The organism is Skermania piniformis, from assembly GCF_019285775.1.
Classification (GTDB): domain Bacteria; phylum Actinomycetota; class Actinomycetes; order Mycobacteriales; family Mycobacteriaceae; genus Skermania; species Skermania pinensis.
Window position 1 is genome coordinate 1029095 of the sequence record NZ_CP079105.1, and the last position, 20528, is coordinate 1049622.

Annotated in this window: 24 protein-coding genes; 10 read left to right on the forward strand and 14 right to left on the reverse strand. The window is 67.7% G+C overall.

The annotated features are described in order from the left end of the window. Window positions 1–5: 5 nt before the first annotated feature. Window positions 6–1508 (forward strand): sensor histidine kinase, encoded by a 1503-nt coding sequence (locus KV203_RS04645; RefSeq protein ID WP_066468463.1) that lies wholly within the window; start codon window positions 6–8, stop codon window positions 1506–1508. A gap of 81 nt (window positions 1509–1589) precedes the next feature. Here KV203_RS04645 and KV203_RS04650 read toward each other — a convergent pair whose 3' ends face one another. Together KV203_RS04650 and KV203_RS04655 are read right to left on the reverse strand one after the other, a co-directional pair. Continuing rightward, window positions 1590–1844 (reverse strand): WhiB family transcriptional regulator, encoded by a 255-nt coding sequence (locus KV203_RS04650; protein WP_066468460.1) that lies wholly within the window; start codon window positions 1842–1844, stop codon window positions 1590–1592. Window positions 1845–2074: 230 nt separating this feature from the next. Then, on the reverse strand, window positions 2075–3025 hold the full coding sequence (locus KV203_RS04655) for a diacylglycerol/lipid kinase family protein (protein ID WP_066468458.1): 951 nt from the start codon (window positions 3023–3025) through the stop codon (window positions 2075–2077). Between the two features lie 35 nt (window positions 3026–3060). Here KV203_RS04655 and KV203_RS04660 point away from each other — a divergent pair, with 35 nt between their 5' ends. Genes KV203_RS04660 through KV203_RS04670 form a run of 3 tightly spaced genes read left to right on the forward strand, consistent with a single transcriptional unit; the run spans window position 3061 to window position 6850 of the window. Then, the gene (locus KV203_RS04660; RefSeq protein ID WP_066468456.1) at window positions 3061–3474 is read left to right on the forward strand and encodes a hypothetical protein; all 414 of its coding nucleotides are present in this window, start codon (window positions 3061–3063) and stop codon (window positions 3472–3474) included. Between the two features lie 8 nt (window positions 3475–3482). Further along, the gene (locus KV203_RS04665; RefSeq protein WP_083529894.1) at window positions 3483–4328 is read left to right on the forward strand and encodes an ABC transporter ATP-binding protein; all 846 of its coding nucleotides are present in this window, start codon (window positions 3483–3485) and stop codon (window positions 4326–4328) included. 8 nt (window positions 4329–4336) lie between these two features. Beyond that, a complete protein-coding gene (locus tag KV203_RS04670) occupies window positions 4337–6850 on the forward strand; it encodes an ABC transporter permease (RefSeq protein WP_066468771.1) in 2514 nt (837 codons plus the stop codon). Between the two features lie 108 nt (window positions 6851–6958). Here KV203_RS04670 and KV203_RS04675 read toward each other — a convergent pair whose 3' ends face one another. Then, window positions 6959–7162, reverse strand: a complete 204-nt coding sequence (locus KV203_RS04675) for a cold-shock protein (protein WP_066468454.1) — start codon at window positions 7160–7162, stop codon at window positions 6959–6961. Window positions 7163–7364: 202 nt separating this feature from the next. On the opposite strand from KV203_RS04675, the gene KV203_RS04680 reads away from it, so the two are divergent. Continuing rightward, window positions 7365–7961, forward strand: a complete 597-nt coding sequence (locus tag KV203_RS04680; protein ID WP_066468452.1) for a thioredoxin family protein — start codon at window positions 7365–7367, stop codon at window positions 7959–7961. On the opposite strand, the gene KV203_RS04685 is transcribed toward KV203_RS04680, so the two are convergent. The 6 genes from KV203_RS04685 to KV203_RS04710 all read right to left on the reverse strand — a co-directional run bounded on the left by KV203_RS04685 (window position 7945) and on the right by KV203_RS04710 (window position 12573). Further along, complete coding sequence (locus tag KV203_RS04685) at window positions 7945–8721, reverse strand: ABC transporter ATP-binding protein (RefSeq protein WP_066468450.1); 777 nt, start codon at window positions 8719–8721, stop codon at window positions 7945–7947. The two genes, KV203_RS04680 and KV203_RS04685, sit on opposite strands and share 17 nt — an antisense overlap. Beyond that, the gene (locus KV203_RS04690; RefSeq protein WP_066468449.1) at window positions 8718–9497 is read right to left on the reverse strand and encodes an ABC transporter permease; all 780 of its coding nucleotides are present in this window, start codon (window positions 9495–9497) and stop codon (window positions 8718–8720) included. Before KV203_RS04690 ends, KV203_RS04685 begins: the two co-directional genes overlap by 4 nt. Further along, window positions 9475–10479 carry an ABC transporter substrate-binding protein gene (locus tag KV203_RS04695; protein WP_066468447.1) on the reverse strand — a complete coding sequence of 335 codons (1005 nt, stop codon included), beginning with the start codon at window positions 10477–10479 and terminating at the stop codon, window positions 9475–9477. The genes KV203_RS04690 and KV203_RS04695 overlap by 23 nt, the downstream gene beginning before the upstream one ends. A gap of 3 nt (window positions 10480–10482) precedes the next feature. Beyond that, entirely contained in the window at window positions 10483–11163 is a 681-nt protein-coding gene (locus KV203_RS04700; protein WP_066468445.1) for a thiaminase II/PqqC family protein, read from the reverse strand. A gap of 116 nt (window positions 11164–11279) precedes the next feature. Next, window positions 11280–12173 (reverse strand): helix-turn-helix domain-containing protein, encoded by an 894-nt coding sequence (locus KV203_RS04705; protein ID WP_066468443.1) that lies wholly within the window; start codon window positions 12171–12173, stop codon window positions 11280–11282. 112 nt (window positions 12174–12285) lie between these two features. Next, window positions 12286–12573, reverse strand: coding sequence for a DUF397 domain-containing protein (locus tag KV203_RS04710; protein ID WP_083529893.1), 288 nt, complete (start codon window positions 12571–12573; stop codon window positions 12286–12288). 284 nt (window positions 12574–12857) lie between these two features. Between KV203_RS04710 and KV203_RS04715 the strand changes: the two genes are divergently transcribed. After that, a complete protein-coding gene (locus tag KV203_RS04715; protein ID WP_066468440.1) occupies window positions 12858–13520 on the forward strand; it encodes a GGDEF domain-containing protein in 663 nt (220 codons plus the stop codon). A gap of 11 nt (window positions 13521–13531) precedes the next feature. Continuing rightward, window positions 13532–14797 carry a low temperature requirement protein A gene (locus tag KV203_RS04720; protein ID WP_246600572.1) on the forward strand — a complete coding sequence of 422 codons (1266 nt, stop codon included), beginning with the start codon at window positions 13532–13534 and terminating at the stop codon, window positions 14795–14797. Between the two features lie 11 nt (window positions 14798–14808). On the opposite strand, the gene KV203_RS04725 is transcribed toward KV203_RS04720, so the two are convergent. Together KV203_RS04725 and KV203_RS04730 are read right to left on the reverse strand one after the other, a co-directional pair. Continuing rightward, on the reverse strand, window positions 14809–15087 hold the full coding sequence (locus KV203_RS04725; protein ID WP_066468438.1) for a GNAT family N-acetyltransferase: 279 nt from the start codon (window positions 15085–15087) through the stop codon (window positions 14809–14811). Between the two features lie 49 nt (window positions 15088–15136). Next, entirely contained in the window at window positions 15137–16495 is a 1359-nt protein-coding gene (locus tag KV203_RS04730) for an FAD-binding oxidoreductase (protein WP_066468436.1), read from the reverse strand. Window positions 16496–16659: 164 nt separating this feature from the next. Between KV203_RS04730 and KV203_RS04735 the strand changes: the two genes are divergently transcribed. After that, the gene (locus KV203_RS04735; protein WP_066468435.1) at window positions 16660–16971 is read left to right on the forward strand and encodes a hypothetical protein; all 312 of its coding nucleotides are present in this window, start codon (window positions 16660–16662) and stop codon (window positions 16969–16971) included. Window positions 16972–17020: 49 nt separating this feature from the next. Here KV203_RS04735 and KV203_RS04740 read toward each other — a convergent pair whose 3' ends face one another. From KV203_RS04740 to KV203_RS04750, 3 genes are read right to left on the reverse strand one after another with little or no spacing between them, the layout of a single operon-like run. Beyond that, on the reverse strand, window positions 17021–17632 hold the full coding sequence (locus KV203_RS04740) for a Type 1 glutamine amidotransferase-like domain-containing protein (protein WP_066468434.1): 612 nt from the start codon (window positions 17630–17632) through the stop codon (window positions 17021–17023). Window positions 17633–17636: 4 nt separating this feature from the next. Further along, window positions 17637–18452: a maleylpyruvate isomerase family mycothiol-dependent enzyme gene (locus tag KV203_RS04745; RefSeq protein WP_066468433.1), complete on the reverse strand. Its 816-nt coding sequence runs from the start codon at window positions 18450–18452 to the stop codon at window positions 17637–17639. Then, complete coding sequence (locus tag KV203_RS04750; RefSeq protein ID WP_066468431.1) at window positions 18449–18925, reverse strand: HIT family protein; 477 nt, start codon at window positions 18923–18925, stop codon at window positions 18449–18451. The genes KV203_RS04745 and KV203_RS04750 overlap by 4 nt, the downstream gene beginning before the upstream one ends. Window positions 18926–19135: 210 nt before the next feature. On the opposite strand from KV203_RS04750, the gene KV203_RS04755 reads away from it, so the two are divergent. Together KV203_RS04755 and KV203_RS04760 are read left to right on the forward strand one after the other, a co-directional pair. Next, on the forward strand, window positions 19136–20209 hold the full coding sequence (locus KV203_RS04755) for a Re/Si-specific NAD(P)(+) transhydrogenase subunit alpha (RefSeq protein ID WP_066468761.1): 1074 nt from the start codon (window positions 19136–19138) through the stop codon (window positions 20207–20209). Window positions 20210–20214: 5 nt separating this feature from the next. Beyond that, complete coding sequence (locus tag KV203_RS04760; RefSeq protein ID WP_066468430.1) at window positions 20215–20526, forward strand: NAD(P) transhydrogenase subunit alpha part 2; 312 nt, start codon at window positions 20215–20217, stop codon at window positions 20524–20526. The last annotated feature ends 2 nt before the right edge of the window (window positions 20527–20528 follow it).

The following is a 20528-nucleotide window of genomic DNA, read 5'->3' on the forward strand; positions in this document are numbered from 1 at the left end:
GACTCATGTCCACGCTCAGCGAACTGCTCGCCGAGCACACTGATCTGCCGGGCGCCGCGGTCGACCACCTACAGCGGGTGGTGGGTGATTGGCAACTGCTCGCCGATCTGTCGTTCGCGGACCTCCTGCTGTGGGTCGGTGAAGGCCAGCTGGAGGATGGCGCCGACGTGGTGTGCGTCGCGCAGTGCCGGCCGACCACGGCGCCGACCGTGCTGACCACGGACATGGTGGGCAGCTTGGCTTCGCGGACCGCGCACGCTGCGGTGTTCCGGGCGCTCGCCGAAGGGCGCATCGTCCGGGCCGAACTGACCGGCGCCGGGCCCGACGAGCCGGACCGCGAGCTCCAGCTGATCCCGGTTCGCAGCGGCACCGACGTGATTGCGGTGATGTGCCGGGACACCGACGTACAGCGGGTCCGATCGCGGGGCGAGTTGGAACGGGCGTATCTGGCGTGCGCCGACGACCTGTGCCGGATGATCGCCGACGGAACCTTCCCACCCGCCAGCGAGGACCGCTCGGCCACCCATTCCAGTCCGCGCGCGGGCGACGGCTTCGTCCGGCTCGACCAGGACGGCACGGTGGTCTATGCCAGCCCGAATGCGCAGTCTGCGTACCACCGGATGGGGCTGACCGCCGATCTGAAGGGCGAAGACCTGGCGGTCGTCACCAAGTCGCTGATCACCGATCCGTTCGATGCGCAGGAGGTGGTGGCTGATATCCAGGCGGCGTTGGCCGGCCGATCCGGGCGCCGGATGGAGGTGGAGGCACATGGCGCGACGGTGTTGCTGCGCACCCTGGTGCTGTGTCCGCAAGGCAGATTGGACGGTGCCGCGGTCCTCGTTCGCGATGTCACCGAGGTCAAGCGTCGAGATCGGGCCCTACTCAGCAAGGACGCGACGATCCGGGAGATCCATCACCGGGTGAAGAACAACCTGCAGACGGTGGCGGCGCTGCTTCGGCTACAGGCGCGGCGCACCGACAACGAAGAGGCGCGGGTCGCGCTCACCGAGTCGGTCCGCCGGGTCACGTCGATCGCCGCGGTGCACGAGATGTTGTCCATGTCGGTCGATGAACAGGTCGACCTCGACGGCGTGGTCGACGCGCTGCTGCCGATCATGGCAGATGTTGCGACGGTGAATACGGTGCCGATCAAGATTCGCCGAGAGGGTTCGCTGGGCGTGTTCTCCGCGGAGCGCGCCACCCCGTTGGTGATGGTGTTGACCGAGCTCGTACAGAACGCGATCGAGCATGCTTTTGCGCCGGGCGCGACCGGCACCGTGGCGATCCGGTCGCAGCGTTCGGCGCGCTGGCTCGATGTGGTGATCCACGACGACGGTCGTGGCCTGCCGACCGACTTCACGCTCGACTCGTCCGACCGGCTCGGCTTGCAGATCGTCCGCACACTGGTGAACGCCGAGTTGGGCGGCTCGATCGGATTGCATCCGGCGCCCGACGGCGGGACGGACGCTACACTGCGCGTCCCGTTGGGCCGTCGATCCGGTCGTTGACTCCTCGCCGCAGCTGATCCGGCCGATACACAAGAGGCCCGACACCCACCGGGTGCCGGGCCTTGCGTTGCGCTGCGGTGGTCAGACTGCGCTGCGAGTCCGGGTGCGTGCGTTGCGTCGCTTGAGCGCACGCCGCTCGTCCTCGCTCATGCCACCCCAGACACCGGCGTCCTGACCCGACGACAGTGCCCACGACAGGCAGTCCGACGTCACCGGGCACCGGTTGCAGACCAGCTTGGCATCGGCAATCTGCGCGAGCGCCGGGCCGCTGTTTCCTACTGGGAAGAACAGCTCCGGATCTTCGTCGCGACAGATTGCCTTATGGCGCCAGTCCATCCCTCTGCTCCTATCCGGGGCACCCGTAGGCACCCGAGTCGATCGTGGTCGGTTAACATGTGCTTACCCCTTTTGGGGCTCCGCACGGTTGCTTGTGAATGCTTTCACGACCACCGCAGATGTCAATGGTCGTGCACGCACCGTGGCGAAACTCACCCTGCATCCCCAGCCGAGAGTCTGCGCCCTCTTTCATACTCCGTCAACCGTGTTTTTGCGGGGCATCCCGATGATCATCTCGAATCGGCAGCGGGAGCGACGACGTCCAGGGCGGCGGCGAATGCGCGAAAGTCCATTCGTTCCCGAGTTCCGAGGTAGTCGCCGTCCACCTGGACCGGTACCGGTTCGGTCGCGGTAACTCGTACGGACGGGACGTCGTCGAGCCGGAACAGCTTGCGCGACTTGGGCTCTGCGTGAGGTGCCAGCAACTGCCCGGTCATCCGCAAGGTGGGCAGCACGGCCGATGTTCGCATCGCGAACACGCCCAATCCGCCATCGAACGTGGTCCCGGGATTGGTGTGTACCGGCCGGGTGTTCAGGTAGGTCCACGGGCTCGAATTGGAGATGAATACGTAATGCACGCCATTTACCGGATTCGTGTCGCCGACCTGGACGGTCAGTCGTGGTGGGGAGCCGTGTTCGCGGAAGAACTCGCGTACCGCGGTTCGCACATAACGCGAAGGTGTTGCGGTGCGCCCCCGACTGCGCCCGGCATCGACAACTTCGCATACTCGAGCGTCGAGCCCCAGTCCGGCGTTGAAGGTGAACCAGCGGTCGTCGGTGTACCCGAGACCGATCCGGCGATGCGCGCCGACCGAGAGCAACCGGAGCAACTGATTGGTCGCCTCGACCGGATCCGCCGAGATCCCCAGGGAACGGGCGAACACGTTCGCCGATCCGCCCGGTAACACCGCCAACAGCGGCGCCCACTCCTGCCCGTCGGCCAGCTCGGGCGGCGGCAGGAAGCCGTTGATCGTCTCGTTCACCGTGCCGTCACCCCCGTGCACCACGATCAGATCCATCCGATTCGACGCCGCCCATTGGGCAAGTTCGGCGGCATGCCCGCGATGCAATGTGTGCGCTACGGTCAGCTGCATTCGGCTTTCCAGTGCGTGCGATAACAAATCCCGCGCAGCCGGTGTCGTCGAGGTGGCGTTCGGATTGACGATCAGCAGGGCACGCACGGGGGATGAGCGTATCGGCTCCTAGACTCGGTTCCGTGCCCGAGCGAGTTCCCGCCACCACCCAGCCGACGACTGCCCGGATCGCCGGTGCGTTGGTCACGCTGCAGGGTGCGGTCGGACTGACCGTTGCGGTGGTCCTGGTGCTGCGAGCGCTGTTCGGTGCCGACCAGAGCCAGGCCAGTGGATTCGGCACTGCGCTATGGTTCGGGTTGCTCGGCGGTGCGGTCTTCGGCGCGGGGCTGGCGTTGCTCGGCGGTCGCCGAGGAGGTCGATCGGTCGCGGTGGTGGCCCAGATTCTGTTGTTGCCGGTCGCGTGGTCGATGCTCACCGAGTCCCATCAGCCGCTGTTCGGCGTGCTGCTCGGGGTGGTCGTACTGGCCACCATCGGAGCGCTCTTCGCGCCCGCGACCACCCGGTGGATTGCCGGGGCCGATATCGAAGGGGTTTGATCGTTTCGATGACTGGATTGCCGCCGGCCGCCGCCGCACCCGACCCCGACAGTGCGCGTCCGGCCGTGGCCCAGGCGACCGATCTGGTCGTCGTGGCCCAGGCCACCGATCTGGTCGCCGTGGCCCAGGCCACCGATCTGATCAAGGACTATGGCTCCGGTGACACTCGGGTGCGGGCACTCGACGGGGTGAACGTCGAGTTCGCGGCGGGTGAGTTCACCGCGATCATGGGTCCGTCCGGTTCCGGCAAGTCGACGTTGATGCATTGCCTGGCCGGGCTGGATGCGGCGAGCTCGGGTTCGGTCCGGATCGGGGACACCGAACTGACCGCGCTGAACGACGATCAACTGACGGCGTTGCGCCGGGACCGGATCGGTTTCGTCTTCCAGTCGTTCAACCTGGTGCCGACGCTCACCGCGCTGGAGAACATCACCCTGCCGTCCGACATTGCCGGCCGGCAGGCCGACCGGGCCTGGCTGGACCAGGTGGTGCAGCGGCTCGGTCTGGCCGACCGGCTGAACCACCGCCCCGGCGAGTTGTCCGGCGGCCAGCAGCAGCGGGTCGCGTGCGCCCGGGCGCTGGTCGGGCGGCCGGCGATCCTGTTCGGTGACGAGCCCACCGGAAATCTCGACTCGCGCTCGTCCGGCGAGGTTCTGGCGATCTTGCGCGCGGCGGTCGACGAGTTCGGCCAGACCGTGGTGATCGTCACCCACGACCCGCGTGCGGCGGCATGTGCCGATCGGGTGGTTTTCCTGGCCGACGGCCGGATCGTGGACGAGCTGCGCAACCCGACGGCAGATTCGATTCTGGACCGGATGCGTGGGCTGGAGGAATCTCCGGTGGCTCGGTCGTGAGTTCGCCGATGCGCAAGGTGTCGTTGCGCAACCTTGCGGCACACAAGGTGCGGCTCGTGCTCACCGTGCTGTCGGTGGTGTTGGGCACCGCGTTCGTGGCCGGCTCGCTGATCTTCACCGACACCCTGCAGCGGACGTTCGACGGGGTCTTCGGCGACGTCGCAGCGGGCGTCGACGTCCGGGTGGCGGGCCCGGACCAGCGGGCTGCCGGAGTGCCGCTGGCCGACCTGCCGACCATCGCGGACACGCCCGGGGTACGCAGCGTGGCGCCCGCCGAGATCGGTCAGGTCGTATTGCTCACACCGGGCGGCACGGCGGTTCAGGCCGGTGGCGCGCAGAGCGTCGGCGAGGCTTATCTACCACCGGACCAGGCACTCGCCGAATCGCCGGAATTCGTTGTGGGCAGCCCGCCGAGCCGGCCCGGCGAGATCGCGATCAATCGCAGCGCCGCCGATCGGTCCGGGTTGAGCGTCGGCGCGCAAACCAAAGTGTTGGTGCCGGCCGTCGGTCTCCAGGAGGTGACGCTGACCGGGATCTACCGTTCCGACCTGGACACCGGCGGGTATGTCGGCGTCCTGTTTGCGCAGGCGCAGGCGCGGGACTTGTTCACCGATGGCGAGCACGTCGCGTATGTCGATGTGGCGGCCACGCCGGGAACCGATCGGACACAGCTGCGGGATCGGCTGGCCGACCGGTTCCCGGACCTGACGGTTCGCGACGGAGATCAGGTCCGGGCCGAGCTCCAGGGCCGGATCGGCGACGCGTTGCAGTTCGTGAACTACTTTCTGCTGGCTTTCGGGGCGATCGCACTGTTGGTCGGCACGTTCATCATCTACAACACGTTCGCCATGATCGTCGCGCAGCGGCTCGGCGAGCTGGCGTTGCTGCGCGCGATCGGCGCGAGCCGCGGTCAGATCGGCCGATCGGTCGTGGGTGAGGCACTGGTCGTCGGGATCATCGGCAGCCTGCTCGGACTGGCCGGCGGAGTGGGTCTGGCCTATGTTCTGTCCGGGGTGCTCAACGCGTTCGGGGTCGGACTGCCGACCGGAACGTTGCGGCTGCCGCCGTCTGCGGCGGCGGTGACGGTGCTGGTCGGAGTGCTGGTGACCACGCTCAGTGCGTACGGGCCGGCGCGCCGGGCGGCGAAGATTCCGCCCGTGGCAGCGATGCGTGCCGAATTCGCCGGCGGGGACGACTCGCTACGGCAACGCACCGTCGGTGGCATCGTCCTGGCGGTGCTCGGCATCGTGCTCGCCGGCTGGGGTGCCCGGTCGGTCGGCGCGGGCGCGGCGACGACGGTCGGCATCGGCGCGTTGTGCCTGATCGTCGCGGTGTTGCTGGCGGCGCCCGCGCTCGCGCGGCGGGTGCTCGGTGGGCTCGGTGCCGTTCCGGCGCGGCTGTTCGGTGTGGTCGGCCGGCTGGCGCGGGGCAACGCGGTACGCAACCCGCGCCGCTCGGCGGCAACCGCATTTGCGCTCACTCTGGGTCTGATGCTGGTGGCCGCGATCGGTACGTTGGGCGCGTCGGCCAAGGCGAGCGTGGATGCGGCGGTGGACACCGGGGTGCGTGCCGACTACGTACTGACCGGACCGCAGCTGGTGGGACTGCCGCCGGCGGCCGCGGCCTCCGCAGCCCGTGTTCCCGGCGTCGCCGAGGTGGTCGCGATGCATCTGGTGTCGGCGACGACAGGCGACGGCTCGGCAGTCACCGGGGTGGCGTTCCGCGGCCCGCTGGGTGACGTGGTCACCGTTCGGACCGTCGCAGGTTCCGCCGAACTCGGCGACGACGGGATGCTGGTATCGCAGCAGACCTCGACCGCGCGGGGCTGGCGGGTCGGCGACACGGTGACGCTGAACGGCTACGGCGGACAACGCGTCACCCAGCGGGTCACCGGGGTCTACGCGGACACGCCGATCTTGGGCGACTGGGTGGTCCCGGATCAGGTCTACACGGCGATGACTCCGGCAAACCAACGGGTGGACCTGATCGCACTGGTTCGTGCGGCGCCGGGGACCGACCCGGCCGAGTTGCGTGCGCCGCTGGAAGCGGCGACTGGGCCCTACATCGTGGTGCAGGTGCTCGACCGTGAGCAGTACAAAGGTCAGCAGGCCCGGCAGATCGACACCCTGCTCGCCGTGCTCTATGGACTGCTCGCGTTGGCGATCGTGATCGCGATCCTCGGCATCGTGAACACCCTGGCCCTGTCGGTGGTGGAGCGGCGGCGCGAGATCGGGATGCTGCGGGCGGTGGGCACTCGGCGGGTGCAGGTACGGCGGATGATCTATCTGGAGGCGGCATTGATCGCCGTCTTCGGTGCGGTGGTCGGGGTGCTGCTCGGCCTTGGACTCGGTACCGCGTTCATCCGGACACTCCGAGATCAAGGTATCGACCGGATCGCGGTGCCGTGGGGGCAGCTCGTGGCGATGCTGATCGCCGCTGCCGTGGTCGGTGTGGTTGCGGCTTTGGTCCCGGCGATCCGGGCGGCTCGGACACCGCCCCTTGCTGCAATCGCGGACCTCTGAATCAGGACCCGCTGTACCTGCAGCAGGGCTCGGTATACCTATCAGGGCTTACATACCACTGTCCCCCGGCGCCGAGCGGCACTGGGGGACAGAGAGGGTGCCCGAAGATCAGAGCTTGCGAACGCTCTGCGCCTGTGGTCCCTTGGTTCCCTGGCCGAGCTCGTACTCGACCTCCTGATTTTCCTCCAAGGTCCGAAACCCCCGACCCTCGATCTCCGTGTAGTGGACGAAGACGTCAGCGGAACCGTCTGCGGGGGCGATGAAGCCGAAGCCCTTTTCCGCGTTGAACCACTTGACCGTGCCCTGTGCCATGCGAACTTTCTCTTTCTATCTCTTCGGCGGCCGTTGCGGCCGCACTTTGTAGGCTACCAGCGCCCGTAGGCATATACGCATTCAGATATAGAAAAATTTTCCGGAGCTACATGCAGCTATCCGGGAAAAAACAGGAAGATAGTCCGCATTTTTGGTTTTCTGCTGGTGCCGCGGCTGCCGACTCCCCACGTACGCTCGACGCATGGCAGTCAACTCGACCATGCTCGATCTCGGCACCGTCGCCCCCGACTTCACTCTGCCCGATGCGGCCGGCGATGTCGTTCGTTCGATCGACATGTACGGCGTGACCGGGACACTGGTCGCCTTCGTCTGTAATCACTGTCCCTATGTCCGGCACATCGCACCGGTCTTCGCTCGGCGGGCCGAGGAGTGGGCGGCGGCGGGTATCGGCGTCGTGGCGATAAACAGCAACGACGCGGACAGCTATCCCGACGACGCGCCGGCACGAATGGTCACCCAGGCTGCGGAATGGGGCTGGACTTTTCCGTATCTGGTCGACGACGACCAGAAGGTCGCACACGCTTACCGGGCCGCATGCACCCCGGACTTCTATCTGTTCGACGCTGCCCGGCGCCTTGCTTATCGTGGTCGGTTCGATGCAGCGACGCCGAAGAACGCCGAACCGGTCACCGGCGATGCGCTCGACGCGGCGGTCCGCCAGGTGTCGGCCGGAACGTCGGTCGACGTCGAGCAGATACCCAGTATCGGTTGTGGAATCAAGTGGAAGAAGGGTAACGCTCCGGACGCCGGCGGCACCGGAATCATTCGGTTGAGCTGATCGGGTCCGGATCGTTCCGGCTCCACTCGATCCGACCGAGCAGATCTCGCTCCACGGCGGCGAACATCGGGGTGGTCAGGGTGGTGACCGTGCGTGGGCGTGGCAGCGCGACCTCGACGACTCCGGTGACCCGCGCAGGTCTGCGCGACAACACCACGACTCGGTCGGCCAGGAATACCGCTTCCCGGACGTCATGAGTGATCAACAGTACGGTCCAGCGGTAGGTCACCCACATCTGCTGCAGCCAGGTATGGATGTCGGTCCGGGTCAGCGCGTCCAGTGCACCGAACGGTTCGTCCAGCAGGAGGACCTCCCGCCCGGGTAATACGGTGCGCAGCAGTGCCGCGCGCTGCCGCATCCCACCGGACAGCTGGGCGGGTCGAGCCGACTCGAATCCGGCCAGCCCGAAGCGGGCAAACAGGCTGTGGGCGCGATCGCGGGCGACCCGCTTGGGCACGCCCTGCAGTTCCAGGCCGAGGCTGGTGTTCGCCAGCACCGTGCGCCAGGGGAAGAGCAGGTCGCGTTGTGGCAGGTAGCCGCAGTGTGTGCCCGCGGCCGCGGGCTCGCCGCCGATGCTGATCTCGCCGGAGTCCGGCCGGATCAGCCCGGCAGCCAGGTCGAACATGGTGCTCTTGCCGCAGCCGCTCGGCCCGATGACGGCGACGAACTCGCCGGGCGCGACGGTCAGATCGATGCCGTCGAGCACCGGGTCGGGGCCGAACGACTTGTACACGTTCGCCAGCCGGATCTCCTTGCTCATCGCTGCGCACTCCGCGCCCGATCCGCCGCCGCCCAGGGTGCGATCAAGCGTTCGACCAGGTAGGTCGCGGCGTACAGGAGGAGGGTGAGCACCGACGTGACGAGAACCGCGGCCAGCACCAGGTCGGTCCGGAAGATCTGTTTCTGTCGCAGCATGTACACCCCGAGGCCGTGTTCGGCCCCCGCGTACTCGGCGAACACGGCGGCCACGACGGCGTAGGTCACGCCGATCCGCAGCGCGGTGCAAAACCGCGGCATGGCGGCCGGAACACGCAAGTAGCGGAACTGTTGCCAGCGGGACGCACCCATACTCCGGAACAGGGCGGTGGCGTCGCGGCCGGTCGCAGCGAATCCTTCGATCAGCCCGACCGCAATCGGGAAGAACGTCGCGAGCGCAACCAGTAATACCTTGGGCAGCAGGCCGATTCCGAACCAGATGATCATCAACGGCGCGACCGCGATGATCGGCAGAGTCTGCGATACCACCAGGAGGGGGACCAGCGCCCGCCGCATCCAGGGGAGGAAGTCGGCTGTCGTGGCCAGGATCCAGGCCGCGCTCAGCGACAGCGCGAAGCCCACCGCGGTCACCTCGACCGTGGCCAGCGCGTGGGGTGCGATATCGCCGCGATGGGCCCACCCCTGTTCCAGAATCCGGCTCGGCGACGGCAGCACCCGGGGCGAAACTCCGCTCGTCACCACGTAGATCTGCCAGCTCACGAACACCAGGGCGAGCGCCGCGACGGCCGGGATCAGCTCACGGATTCGCGAGGTAGGCATCGGTGAAGTAGGTCGACCAGTCCGGTTCCCGGGTCAGCGGTTGCCCCTCGCCATCGGCGAGCAGGCCGTGTTGGTAGAGCAGCCGGGAGTAGTCGGTCCATCGGGCCAGAGTCTGATTGCCGACCTTCCCGTCGGCGTCCTTCATATATTCGGCAGCAAGGAGGTTCTGGCTGGTGGTGACCAACGCCGGATCGTCGAAACTGTCCGGATTGCTGTCGATCAGATCTTGGGCGGCCTTGGCGGGATCGTCCGCGGCGAGCTGGTAGCCGCGCTGCAACACCTGGACGAACTTTCGCGCTGCATCCGGGTTGTCGGCGAGCCACGCGCGGCTGGCATCGATCACGACCGCGTATTCGTCCGGGATGCCGTAGTCGCTGAACTGGAAGTACTTGAACGGGGTCCCGTTGAGTTGGGCTTCGATCCCTTCCCAGGTGAGGTACGGCACGGTGAAGTCGGCCTGGTCGGAGTACACCATGGCGAAAGCCGAGGTGCCCAGGGTGACGTTGCGGAAGTCGCCGGTACCGCCGTCGTTGCGGATGATCTGGCGCAACACCTCGACCTCGCCGGCATCACCGAACCCGGCATAGGTTTTGCCGTCCAACGATTTCGGGCTGACCAGATCCGCTCGGTCGGCCCGCACCCCGATCGCGGTGGCGCGGTGCTGCAGGGGGGCGAGGACCGAGACCACCTTGGCTCCCGCCGCCTGGGCGAACACCGACGAACTCTGGAAACTGATCCCGAACTCGGCGTTGCCGGAGTCCATCAGGTTGTCCGGTGCGGTCTGGCCGTACGGTACGACCTGGACGTCCAGTCCGGCGTCGGCGAACCAGCCCTGGCGCAATGCCACATAGAGTCCGGAGTGGTTGGTGTTCGGCATCCAGTCCAGGGCGAATCGGATGGTGGTCTTGTCCTGCGGCTGGTCGGTGGCGCACGACGTGACCAGGGCGAGCAGGGCAACGAGAACGATGACGGATCGGCGCACGGTTCAGCCTTCCGGCCAGGGCTGCGAATGCAGCGCAGTGTCCCAGAACAAGAGTTCGTAGCGGGTGGCGTAGCCGAACGCTGCGGCCATCGCGGTGCGTTCGGTCGCGGTCGCCGTCGCGGCCGCCGCCTCGACGGCCGCCCGCGCCCCGGCTACCTCGGCCTGGAACTCGGGCGCGTCGTAGGCCGCGATCCAGCGGGCGTACGGGTGGTCGGGGTTTGCCGCAAGTACCGCGTTCGCCTGAGCGGCCAGCCGCTTGGCCACGTCCGCGTAGATCCAGAAGCAGGGCAGGACCGCCGCGGCAGCGACCGGATACGGTTCGGTGGCCGCGGTCGCGATCAGGTACGAGACGTAGCCCAGACAGGTGGGGGACGGTATCGGCGTTGCCGCGCTGGTGATCTCACCGGAAGCGAGCAGGTCCCGGTGGAGTGCCGCCTCCTCGACCGCGGCCGTTGCAGCGGCTTTCGCCCAGAAGGCGGCCCGGGTCGGATCCGGCGCGCGCGCAGCGAGCAGCGCGAGTGCCTTCGCGTAGCCGGCCAGATACAGCGCGTCCTGTTCGAGGTAATGCCGGAAAACATCGGGCGCGAGGGTGCCGTCGCCCAGTCGGCGGAGAAACTCCAGATCGTCGATGGCTGCCCGCAGCGATTCTGTCTGCGACCACAGTTCGTCCGTGTAACCCGGCACCGGGACATCCCTTTCGTCGGCATCACCACCCCGACGGCATCACCACCCGACGCCGGCCCCACCCGACGCCGGCGCCGCCGCAACGGGCGCATAGACCACGATCAGGATAGCGACGGTCAGAACTGAGTGGCGAACTCGGCGAGCAGCTCGGCGGTGCGCGCCGGCTGTTCGGCCTCGACTGCCAGCCGATCGATCACGCCGAGGTAGACCTCGATGTCCGAACGTTTGTCCAGGTACAGCGCACTGGTCAACTGTTCGGTGTAGACGATGTCGGGCAGATCGGGTTGAGCGAACCGAAGCAGGCTGAACGAGCCGCCGGCCGCAGCGTGGCCGCCCGCCGCATAGGGCAGGATCTGGATGCTGATGTTGGGCCGAAGCGTGAGTTCCTGCAGGTGCCGAATCTGTTCCCGGGTCACGTCGATCCCGCCGACCGGCCGACGCAGGACTGCTTCGTCGACCACCGCCCAGAGTGTCGGCGGCTTGGCTCGGCCGAGCATGCTCTGGCGCTTCATCCGGAGCTCGACCCGTCGTTCGATGTCGGCGGGACGATCCCGGCCGGCGCCGAGGGCGATCACCGCCCGTGCATAGCTGGGTGTTTGCAGAAGGCCGGGTACGAACTGGGTCTCGTAGGTTCGGATCGAGCTGGCAGCTTGTTCCAGTCCGATGTAGGTCTCGAACCAGGCCGGGAGTACGTCACCGAATCGGTGCCACCAGCCGGGGGTGTTCGCCCGGCGAGCCAACTCCAGGAAAACTGACCGCTCGGCCTCGTCCAGGATGCCGTACAGCGTCAGTAGGTCCCGAACGTCGCGCTCCTTGAAGCCAACTCGACCCAGCTCCAAGCGGCTGATCTTGGCGTGCGAAGCGCGGATCGCGTCGCCGGCCGCCTCTCGGGTGATCTCCGCGGCTTCCCGTAGCTGGCGGAGCTGGCCACCCAGCGCAATTCGCAGCACGGTCGGGCCTTCGTCGGTGGTTGCCACCGGCCGACGACCGCGATCTGGTTGCGCGATCATTACCAGCCTCCGCTTCGACACCGAACTCTTGCCCAGTCTGCCACAGCAATCGATCGAGAACTTTCGATGTGGGCCGCAGTGCGGACCGCTGGAGCCGCGGCGGGCCTACCGGTCAGACGATGAGATCGTCGAACTCGCCGGCTTTGGCTCCGTGGAGAAACGCGACCATCTCGGCCCGGGTATAGACCAGCACCTCGCCGTAGGGGTGGCGGGAATTGCGCACGGCCACCGCGCCGCCGGTGAGCCCGGCCAGCTCGACGCAGTTTCCGTTCGGGTTGCTGTAAGAGCTCTTACGCCACCGGAACGAATCGTCGGAAACGCCGATCGGGTCGGGAGCGCCGATGTCGGCGGGAGTATCGGCCGCGTCGGAAACATCGACTCGGCTGGGCTGGTCCGGCATGCGGTACCTCTCAGGCCATGCGTGCCACCCGGCCGACACGCCATACGGTGCAAATGCAATTGCAGCATAGCTTGCGGACAACGCTAACCCCTGCGAAACTCGAACCATCCGGAAGATCGGGTCCGGGGCCGGTGTTCCTGCGCAGCTACGGGACCGTGCGACTCCGCAGCTCGGACTCGCCGGCGGTCGGGCGCGTGATGCGGGGAGGGCGGCACCGCGCAGATATAGAGGGATGCGCGGTGAACGAAGTAGGACTTCTCGTCGGTTTCGGAACCGCTGTACTCGTGGCGGCTTTGTTGGCCAGTCGCTGGCAATGCGGCGAGCTGCAGTTGCGGTTGGCCGTGGCCGAACATGCGGCCCGGACCGATCCGCTGACCGGTGTCGCAAATCGGGCCGGTTTGGCTCATGACCTGGCCGGATTGGTCAAGTCGTCGCGCCGCCCACAGCTACATCTGGCGTTGGTGGTGATCGATCTGGACGGGCTGAAATCGATCAACGACCGGTACGGTCACCATGCCGGAGATGCCGTCCTCGTGGAAGTCGCACGCCGGCTGGAACGTACTCGGTCGAGCGCCGGCTGCGTCGCGCGGATCGGCGGCGACGAGTTCGTCGTGGTCTTGGAGCCGTCGGCCGACCCCCGGCAGGCCCAGCGCGCTGCCACCCAGGAGGCGCAGCATCTCACCGAGCAGATCGCCGGCGTTCGGCTCGACGAGCTGCCGGCGGTGGCGATCAGCGCGAGCGCAGGTGCGGCGACCGCCCCGGTCGGCAGCCTCACCCACCTGATGATCGATGCGGACCGGGCGATGTATCGGGCCAAGGCCGGAGCAGCCAAGCCGACCGGTGTCGGCGGGCCGGAGGCTGCGGATGCGACGCCCGGCGAGTGGCACCCGCGGCCCAGCCCGCCCGATCCGACGGAGGTGGCGATCCGCGACTCGGCGGGGTCGTAGATGATGACGCGGTGACCACCTCGGTATCGGACGACAACGCTGGGCTCGCCCGCGCACACCGCCTACGTCGGATGACCGGCCGCGATCCGGCTGAGGCGCACCGCGCCGCCACACCGCTGGAGCTGCTGTTCGACCTCACCTTCGTCGTCGCGTTCAGTTTCGCCGGAAACGCCGTATCGCACGCGTTCGCCGAGGGGCATTGGCGCAACGGGCTGATCGGCTTCGGTATCGCCGTGTTCGCCATCGTCTGGGCGTGGATCAACTACAGCTGGTTCGCCTCGGCGTTCGACACCGACGACTGGTTGTTCCGGGTGACCACCGGCGTGCAGATGGTGGGGGTGGTGATCTTCGCGTTGGGCATTCCGGCCATGTTCGACTCGCTCGAGCAGGGCGACACCCTGGACAACCGGGTCATGGTCGCCGGCTATGTCGTGATGCGGGTCGCGATGCTCGCCCAATGGCTGCGGGCCGCCCGCCGCTGTTCTGGAGCATTGCGGCGGACCTGTTTGATCTACGCGACCACCCTGGCGGTCGCGCAGCTCGGTTGGGTGTTGCTGATCATCGTGAACTTCTCGATTCCGGTGACGGTCGTGATGGTGCTCGTGATGGTCGGGATCGAGTTGGTCGGGCCGGTGGTAGGCGAGCGCAACGCGCCGACGCCGTGGCACGCCGACCACATCGCGGAACGCTACTCGCTGCTGGCGATCATCGCGCTGGGCGAGGGCATCGTCGGCGGCGCAGTGTCACTGTCGGCGGCGGTCGAGGAGCAGGGCTGGGATTGGCAGACCTGGCTGATCGCGATCACCGGGGTCGGGCTCACCGTGGCCATGTGGTGGGTTTATTTTCTGCTGCCGTCTGCCGAGGTACTCGAGGCGGAGCGGGGCAAGGCGTTCGTCTGGGGTTACGGCCACTATCTCGTCTTCGCCGCAATCGTCGCGGTCGGTGCCGGGCTCCACGTTGTCGCTTACTACCTCGAGCACGAGGCGCACATCAGCGAGCTCGCCGCGGTGCTCACCGTGGCGATCCCGGTAGGGGTATACGTGATCTCGATCGTGCTGCTCACGTCGTACCTGGTCGGCCGGATCTTGCCGATGTATCTCGGTCTGGGGTCGGTTTCGTTGCTCGTACTGGTGATCGCGGCAGTCGCCGCGGCGATGCATGCACCGGTGGCGATCTGTCTGGTGATCGTGGCGTTGGCCCCGGTAGTTGCGGTCGTCGGTTACGAGGCGCGCGGCTACCGGCTGCACGCCGCAGCGTTGGTCGATCGCGCCGGCTGAGCGAGCGCCGCTCAGCCGGCCGGTTCGGCGTACTCGGGGTGCTCGGCGATGAATTTCACCACGTACGGGCAGGTCGCCACGATGGTGTAGCCATCGGTCCGGGAACTGTCGAGGGCGTACCGGACCACCTGCTCGGCCAGGCCTTGTCCGCGAAACTGTGGGTAGGTGACCGTGTGGTTGAAGTCCCGGGTGCGGTCGTGCTCGGCGTACTGGGCAAAGCCGCCGAGTTCGCCGTCGACGTGGATCTCGAACCGGTGTTGTGCGGGATTGTGCTCGATGGAAGTCGACATGTCTGCTGCAACCTGGCCGGGTGCGCGACGTCCGCGGCCGGTGTCGGGGTCAGAGGATCGCGCCGGGGTTGAGGATACCGTCCGGGTCGAGCGCTCGTTTGATCCGCTCGGTCAGGGCCATCACCTCCGGGCCGAGTTGGTCGGGCAGCCACGGCTTCTTCAACCGGCCGACGCCGTGCTCGCCGGTGATGGTGCCGCCGAGCGCGATCGCGAGCTCCATGATCTCGCCGAACGCGGACTGTGCTCGTTCGGTCTGGGCGGCGTCCGCGGGGTTGTAGACGATCAGCGGGTGGGTGTTGCCGTCCCCGGCATGGGCGATCACCGACACGGTGACATTGCGGTGCCGGGCGATCCGCGCGATGCCGGTGACCAGATCCGGCAGCTTGGGGAGCGGCACCCCGACGTCCTCGAGCAGCAGGTCACCGAGTCGTTCCACGGCCGGGATGGCGAATCGGCGCGCCGCGGTGAAGGCTTCGCCCTCGGCGGCATCGTCGGTGTGGAACGCCTCGACCGCGCCGGCCTCGGTGCAGGCTTGCAGCATCAGCTCGGCTTCCCGCCCGGCGTAGCTGCCGGGCGCGTCGGACCGGGCGATGAGCAATGCTTCGGCGTTCCGGTCCAGACCCATGTTCAGCGCGTCCTCGACGGCGTTGATCGCCACGCGGTCCATGAACTCCAGCATCGCCGGACGAAGTTCCCGGGTGATCGCCAGGATCGCGGCAGATGCGGCGTCCAGGGTGGCGAACGACGCCACCACCGTGCTCTGTGCCGGCTGCGCCGGAATCAGCCGGAGGGTGAGTTCGGTGATCACGCCGAGGGTGCCTTCGCTACCGACGAACAGCTTGGTCAGCGAGAGTCCGGCGGAGTCCTTCAGCCGCGGGCCGCCCAGCCGAACCGCGCTGCCGTCGGCCAGGACGACCTCCATTCCCAGCACGTAGTCGCTGGTCACGCCGTACTTGACGCAGCACAGGCCACCGGCATTGGTCGCGGCGTTGCCGCCGATCGAGCAGATCTCGAACGAGGACGGGTCCGGCGGGTACCAGAGGCCGTGTGCGGCGACGGCGCGCTTCACTTCGGCGTTGAGCAGGCCGGGCTGGGCTACCGCGGTACGGGTCACCGGATCGACGGTGATCGCGCGCATCCGCTCGGTGGTCAACACGATCCCGCCGGCCACTGCGGTCGCCCCGCCGGACAGGCCCGAGCCGGCGCCGCGCGGTACCACCGGAACGCGATGTGTGGTCGCCCATCGCAGCACGGTCTGCACATCGGCGGTGCTGGTTGCCCGCACCACCGCCAGTGGTTCGACGGCTGCCGGATCGCGGGCCCAGTCCTGCCGGTATCGCTCGGTGAGGTCGGGGTCGGTCAGGACGGCACCGTCCGGAAGATCGCGGATCAACTCGCTCAGGTCCACATCCGGAAACGGTACGGTAGCCCGCGGCGTGTCGAAAATAGACCGACTATCTCTTTACGGCCTCCGTTACCTGATTGTTTGCCAGGGGCGATGCCAACGTGCCTGTTCGATCACTACCGTTCCGGCTCATTCGATCGCTGCCTCGCTACGGAGGGATTGCGGAAATGAAGCAAAAGGAGTCGTTCGGGGCGGAGGCGGTGTCGGCGATGCTTTCGGCCCGTTTCCTCGACGGTGGTGTGCGGTACGACGCCATCGAACAGATCCACCGCGGTGAGGTGGATGAATGGGTCGCCGAGCTGGAGCGATCGGGCATGGTCGCGGCGGCCGAGTTGGACGACCTCGGCGAGCGGTGGCAGAACAGCCCCCGGCAGTTGCTCGACGCGGTCTTGACCAGCGCGGATGCGGTTACCCGACGTCGTTGCACGACCACGTGGGCGGCGCTCGATCGGATGGCGCCGCTGGTGCAGTTCGGCTGATCGGTCTCGATCCGCGGTTCGGGCGCAGCCCGGGACGGCCGGGCCCGATTCAGTGCAGCACCGTGCCGGCGTCGCCGTCCACCACCAGCACCTCGTCGTCGGTCAACGGCAGATGCGTTATGTCCGCGGCGCGGTAGCGAGCGATCAGCCGCTCCGCGCCGCCGTCGATGTCCAGCGGCGAGCGATGGTGCGGCACGATCGAGGCGGCGATCAGCCCGAGCCCGTCCCAGCGGAGCTCCGGCCCGGCGTCGGCCGGGTCGTCGAGCAGTTCGAGTCCGGTCAACGACGGTGCGAGCAGGCATGCGCCGGCGCTGTATCCGGCGTACACCAGCGCGTTCTGCCGGATCAGATCGACGGCCACCGTGTCGGCGTTGCTCCGCGCGAACGCTGCGCGGAGCACGAAGGTGTTCCCGCCGCGTACCCACACCACCGGGAAATCGGCCAGCGCCGTTGCCGGGTCCCGCCGGAGATCGATCTCCCGTGCGGTGAAGCCGAGCGATCGCAGCGGGCCCAGGTCGCCGGCCACCGCGGCGGACCGGGCCGCGGGCGGCCACGCATCGCAGGCATTCGCCACCACGGCCACCGGGCCGGACCCGCCGGCAAGGGCGACGAACCGGTCTCGGTGCGCGCCGAACCGGTAGCCGGCCAGAAACAGCCGCACCGGCTCAGATGGTGAACGCCAGCCGCCGGACGAGGTGTTCGCCCAACGCGGTGTCGCCGGCGAACTCGATCTCGTCCGGATGCCGGTCGGCATCGGTCCGGCCACCCGCGAGCCGGGTGAACAGCCGCGAATCCAACCGAATCGTCGTCGTGGCCGGCCCGTCCAGCGCGTCGACGATCCGTGCCCGGCCCTCGACGGCGACGTGATACGTGCGCTCCACCGGTCCGGTGAGCTCGAGCGTGACTCGCGCCCCGTCCGGTGCCTTGCCGCGCTTACCGATCAGGTACGCCAGCGCATCGGTGATCTCGTCGATCGCGAGTTCACCGCGTCGTCCGCCCTCGTCGACGGTCCAGCCGACCGCGTCGGCGATGTCGTGCTCGTGCATCCAACAGTCGAACAACCGAATCCGCATGAAACGGCCGTAGCTGGTCTCGCCGATCGGCGACGGGGTCGGTGCGGCCCACGCGGCGGCGTCCAGCCCGGTGAGGAACTCGCGGCGGCGCCCGGTGATCGTACGGAACCTGCTCGTCAGCTCGGCTGCGGTCAGCTCGCGAAGTGCCGACACCCAGTACTCGTTGAGCACCGCGATCTCGTTGCGTACGTGGTCGAGACTGCGGACGTCGATGTCGCAGGCCGGCAGGGGCGCACCGGACAGCATCGACTCCGTGCCGACGATGTGGCTTACCACGTCGTGCACACTCCAGCCGGGTAGGGCCGTCGGCGTCCGCCAGTCCGCGGCCGGCAACGCGGTGAGTCGGGTGTCCAGGGTGTCCCAGGTCTCCAGCAACGCATCGGTGACAGCTGCCTGGTTGTCGGTCACGCGGGTTCTCCGCTCTCGCTTCGGTCGGTGTCGGTGATCGGGGAGCTGCCGGCGGTGCGACGCAGTCCGGCCCGGATCGCCGCGCCGGTGCCCACCGGGTCGGTGTTGCGCCGAAGCACCAGCCCGGTGATGAAACCGCGCAGGTCACCGGTGCGCCGTGGGATCACGTGCAGGTGGACGTGGCCCACGGTCTGGAACGCGGCCCGGCCGTCGTTGAGCACCAGGTTGGTGCCGTCCGAGCGGAGGTCGCTACCGCGCATCGCAGCCGCGAGCAGTTGTCCGGCACGCAACATCGCGGCTCCGGTGTCCGGCGGCAGTTCGGCCAGGTCGGTCGCGTGTCGCTTCGGGATCACCAGCGTGTGCCCGCGAGTGATCGGCCGGATGTCCAGAAATGCCAGCAGCTCGTCGTCCTCGTAGACGATCGTCGCCGGCGCCTGCCCGCGTACGATTCCGCAGAAGATGCAGGGTGTCACCGGCCAACTGTATGGCGTCCAACACAGTTGCCGGGCCGGAACCCGTTCTCGGCGATGCGGCGGCGCGATTCGGATAGGCTCCCTTGGCCTGAACGCACGGCATAACTTACTCTCGAGTCAGTTCGGGGTAACGGACGAGAGGGAAGTCGGACAGTGGACACATCGGACGCTTCGCCGAGCGAGCGCTCGTCGGATCCCGCCGCCGGGCCGGTGCGCATCGGCGTCGTTCGCGAGTCGAACGACGGTGAGCGGCGGGTAGCGCTCGTTCCCAAGATCATTCCGTCCCTGGTCAAGCATGGGGCGGTCGTGGTGGTGGAATCGGGTGCCGGAGCCGAGGCGCTGATTCCGGACGCGCTGTACACCGAGGCGGGTGCCACCATCGGTGATGCGTGGTCGGCGGACGTCGTGGTGAAGGTTGCACCACCGTCGCCGGCCGAGGTGGATCGGCTGAGCAAGGGCCAGTCGCTGATCGGCTTTCTGGCGCCGCGCAATGCGGTCAATGCGATCGGCCGGCTGCGCGACGCGGGAGTGCAGGCTTTCGCGGTCGAGGCGATTCCGCGCATCTCGCGTGCTCAGGTCATGGACGCGCTGTCGTCGCAGGCCAACGTCGCCGGCTACAAGGCGGTACTGCTCGCCGCGTCCGAATCCACTCGCTTCTTCCCGATGCTGACCACCGCGGCCGGCACGGTCAAACCGGCCACCGTGCTGGTGCTCGGGGTTGGGGTGGCCGGCCTGCAGGCGCTGGCTACCGCGAAACGCCTGGGCGGCCGCACCACCGGGTACGACGTGCGGCCCGAGGTCGCCGATCAGGTCCGGTCGGTCGGCGCGCAATGGCTCGATCTGGGAATCGACGCCGCCGGCGAGGGCGGTTATGCCCGGGAACTGACCGATGCGGAGAAAGCGCAGCAGCAGCAGGCCCTGGAAGACGCGATCAAGGGTTTCGACGTGGTGATCACCACTGCCCTGGTGCCCGGACGGCCGGCGCCTCGGCTGGTCACCGCGGCGGCGGTGGCCGGGATGAAGCCGGGATCGGTGATCGTCGATCTGGCCGGCGAAACCGGCGGCAACTGCGAGCTGACCGTGCCCGGGGAAACCGTGGTTCGGCACGACGTGACCATCTGCTCGCCGTTGAACCTGCCGGCCACCATGCCCGAGCATGCGTCCGAGCTGTACGCCAAGAACATTGCGGCGCTGCTGGAGCTGATGCTCGTCGACGGTCGGCTCGAACCGGATTTCTCCGATCAGGTGCTCGCCGATTCCTGCGTGACTCGTGAGGTGAAGTAACGCACATGTACACCGAACTTCTCGCCGATATCGCGATCCTGGTGCTGTCCGGGTTCGTCGGCTTCGCGGTCATCTCCAAGGTGCCCAACACCCTGCACACCCCGTTGATGTCGGGCACGAACGCCATTCACGGCATCGTCGTGCTCGGTGCGCTGGTGACCCTCGGCCGGGTCGAGCACCCGTCGGTCGCCATCCAGATCATCCTGTTCGTCGCTGTGGTGTTCGGCACGCTCAACGTGATCGGTGGATTCGTGGTGACCGATCGAATGCTGGGCATGTTCAAGGGCAAGAAGGCCCCGGCGAAGGTGAGCGAGTAGAC

Bases quoted from the DNA above. Each gene is read 5' to 3' on its own strand.
- KV203_RS04670 (WP_066468771.1), top strand. From the start codon at position 4,337: ATGCGCAAGGTGTCGTTGCGCAACCTTGCGGCACACAAGGTGCGGCTC.
- KV203_RS04725 (WP_066468438.1), bottom strand. From the start codon at position 15,087: ATGTCGACTTCCATCGAGCACAATCCCGCACAACACCGGTTCGAGATC.
- KV203_RS04685 (WP_066468450.1), bottom strand. From the start codon at position 8,721: ATGAGCAAGGAGATCCGGCTGGCGAACGTGTACAAGTCGTTCGGCCCC.
- KV203_RS04680 (WP_066468452.1), top strand. From the start codon at position 7,365: ATGGCAGTCAACTCGACCATGCTCGATCTCGGCACCGTCGCCCCCGAC.
- KV203_RS04710 (WP_083529893.1), bottom strand. From the start codon at position 12,573: ATGCCGGACCAGCCCAGCCGAGTCGATGTTTCCGACGCGGCCGATACT.
- KV203_RS04650 (WP_066468460.1), bottom strand. From the start codon at position 1,844: ATGGACTGGCGCCATAAGGCAATCTGTCGCGACGAAGATCCGGAGCTG.
- KV203_RS04665 (WP_083529894.1), top strand. From the start codon at position 3,483: ATGACTGGATTGCCGCCGGCCGCCGCCGCACCCGACCCCGACAGTGCG.
- KV203_RS04675 (WP_066468454.1), bottom strand. From the start codon at position 7,162: ATGGCACAGGGCACGGTCAAGTGGTTCAACGCGGAAAAGGGCTTCGGC.
- KV203_RS04760 (WP_066468430.1), top strand. From the start codon at position 20,215: ATGTACACCGAACTTCTCGCCGATATCGCGATCCTGGTGCTGTCCGGG.
- KV203_RS04690 (WP_066468449.1), bottom strand. From the start codon at position 9,497: ATGCCTACCTCGCGAATCCGTGAGCTGATCCCGGCCGTCGCGGCGCTC.
- KV203_RS04705 (WP_066468443.1), bottom strand. From the start codon at position 12,173: ATGATCGCGCAACCAGATCGCGGTCGTCGGCCGGTGGCAACCACCGAC.
- KV203_RS04645 (WP_066468463.1), top strand. From the start codon at position 6: ATGTCCACGCTCAGCGAACTGCTCGCCGAGCACACTGATCTGCCGGGC.
- KV203_RS04735 (WP_066468435.1), top strand. From the start codon at position 16,660: ATGAAGCAAAAGGAGTCGTTCGGGGCGGAGGCGGTGTCGGCGATGCTT.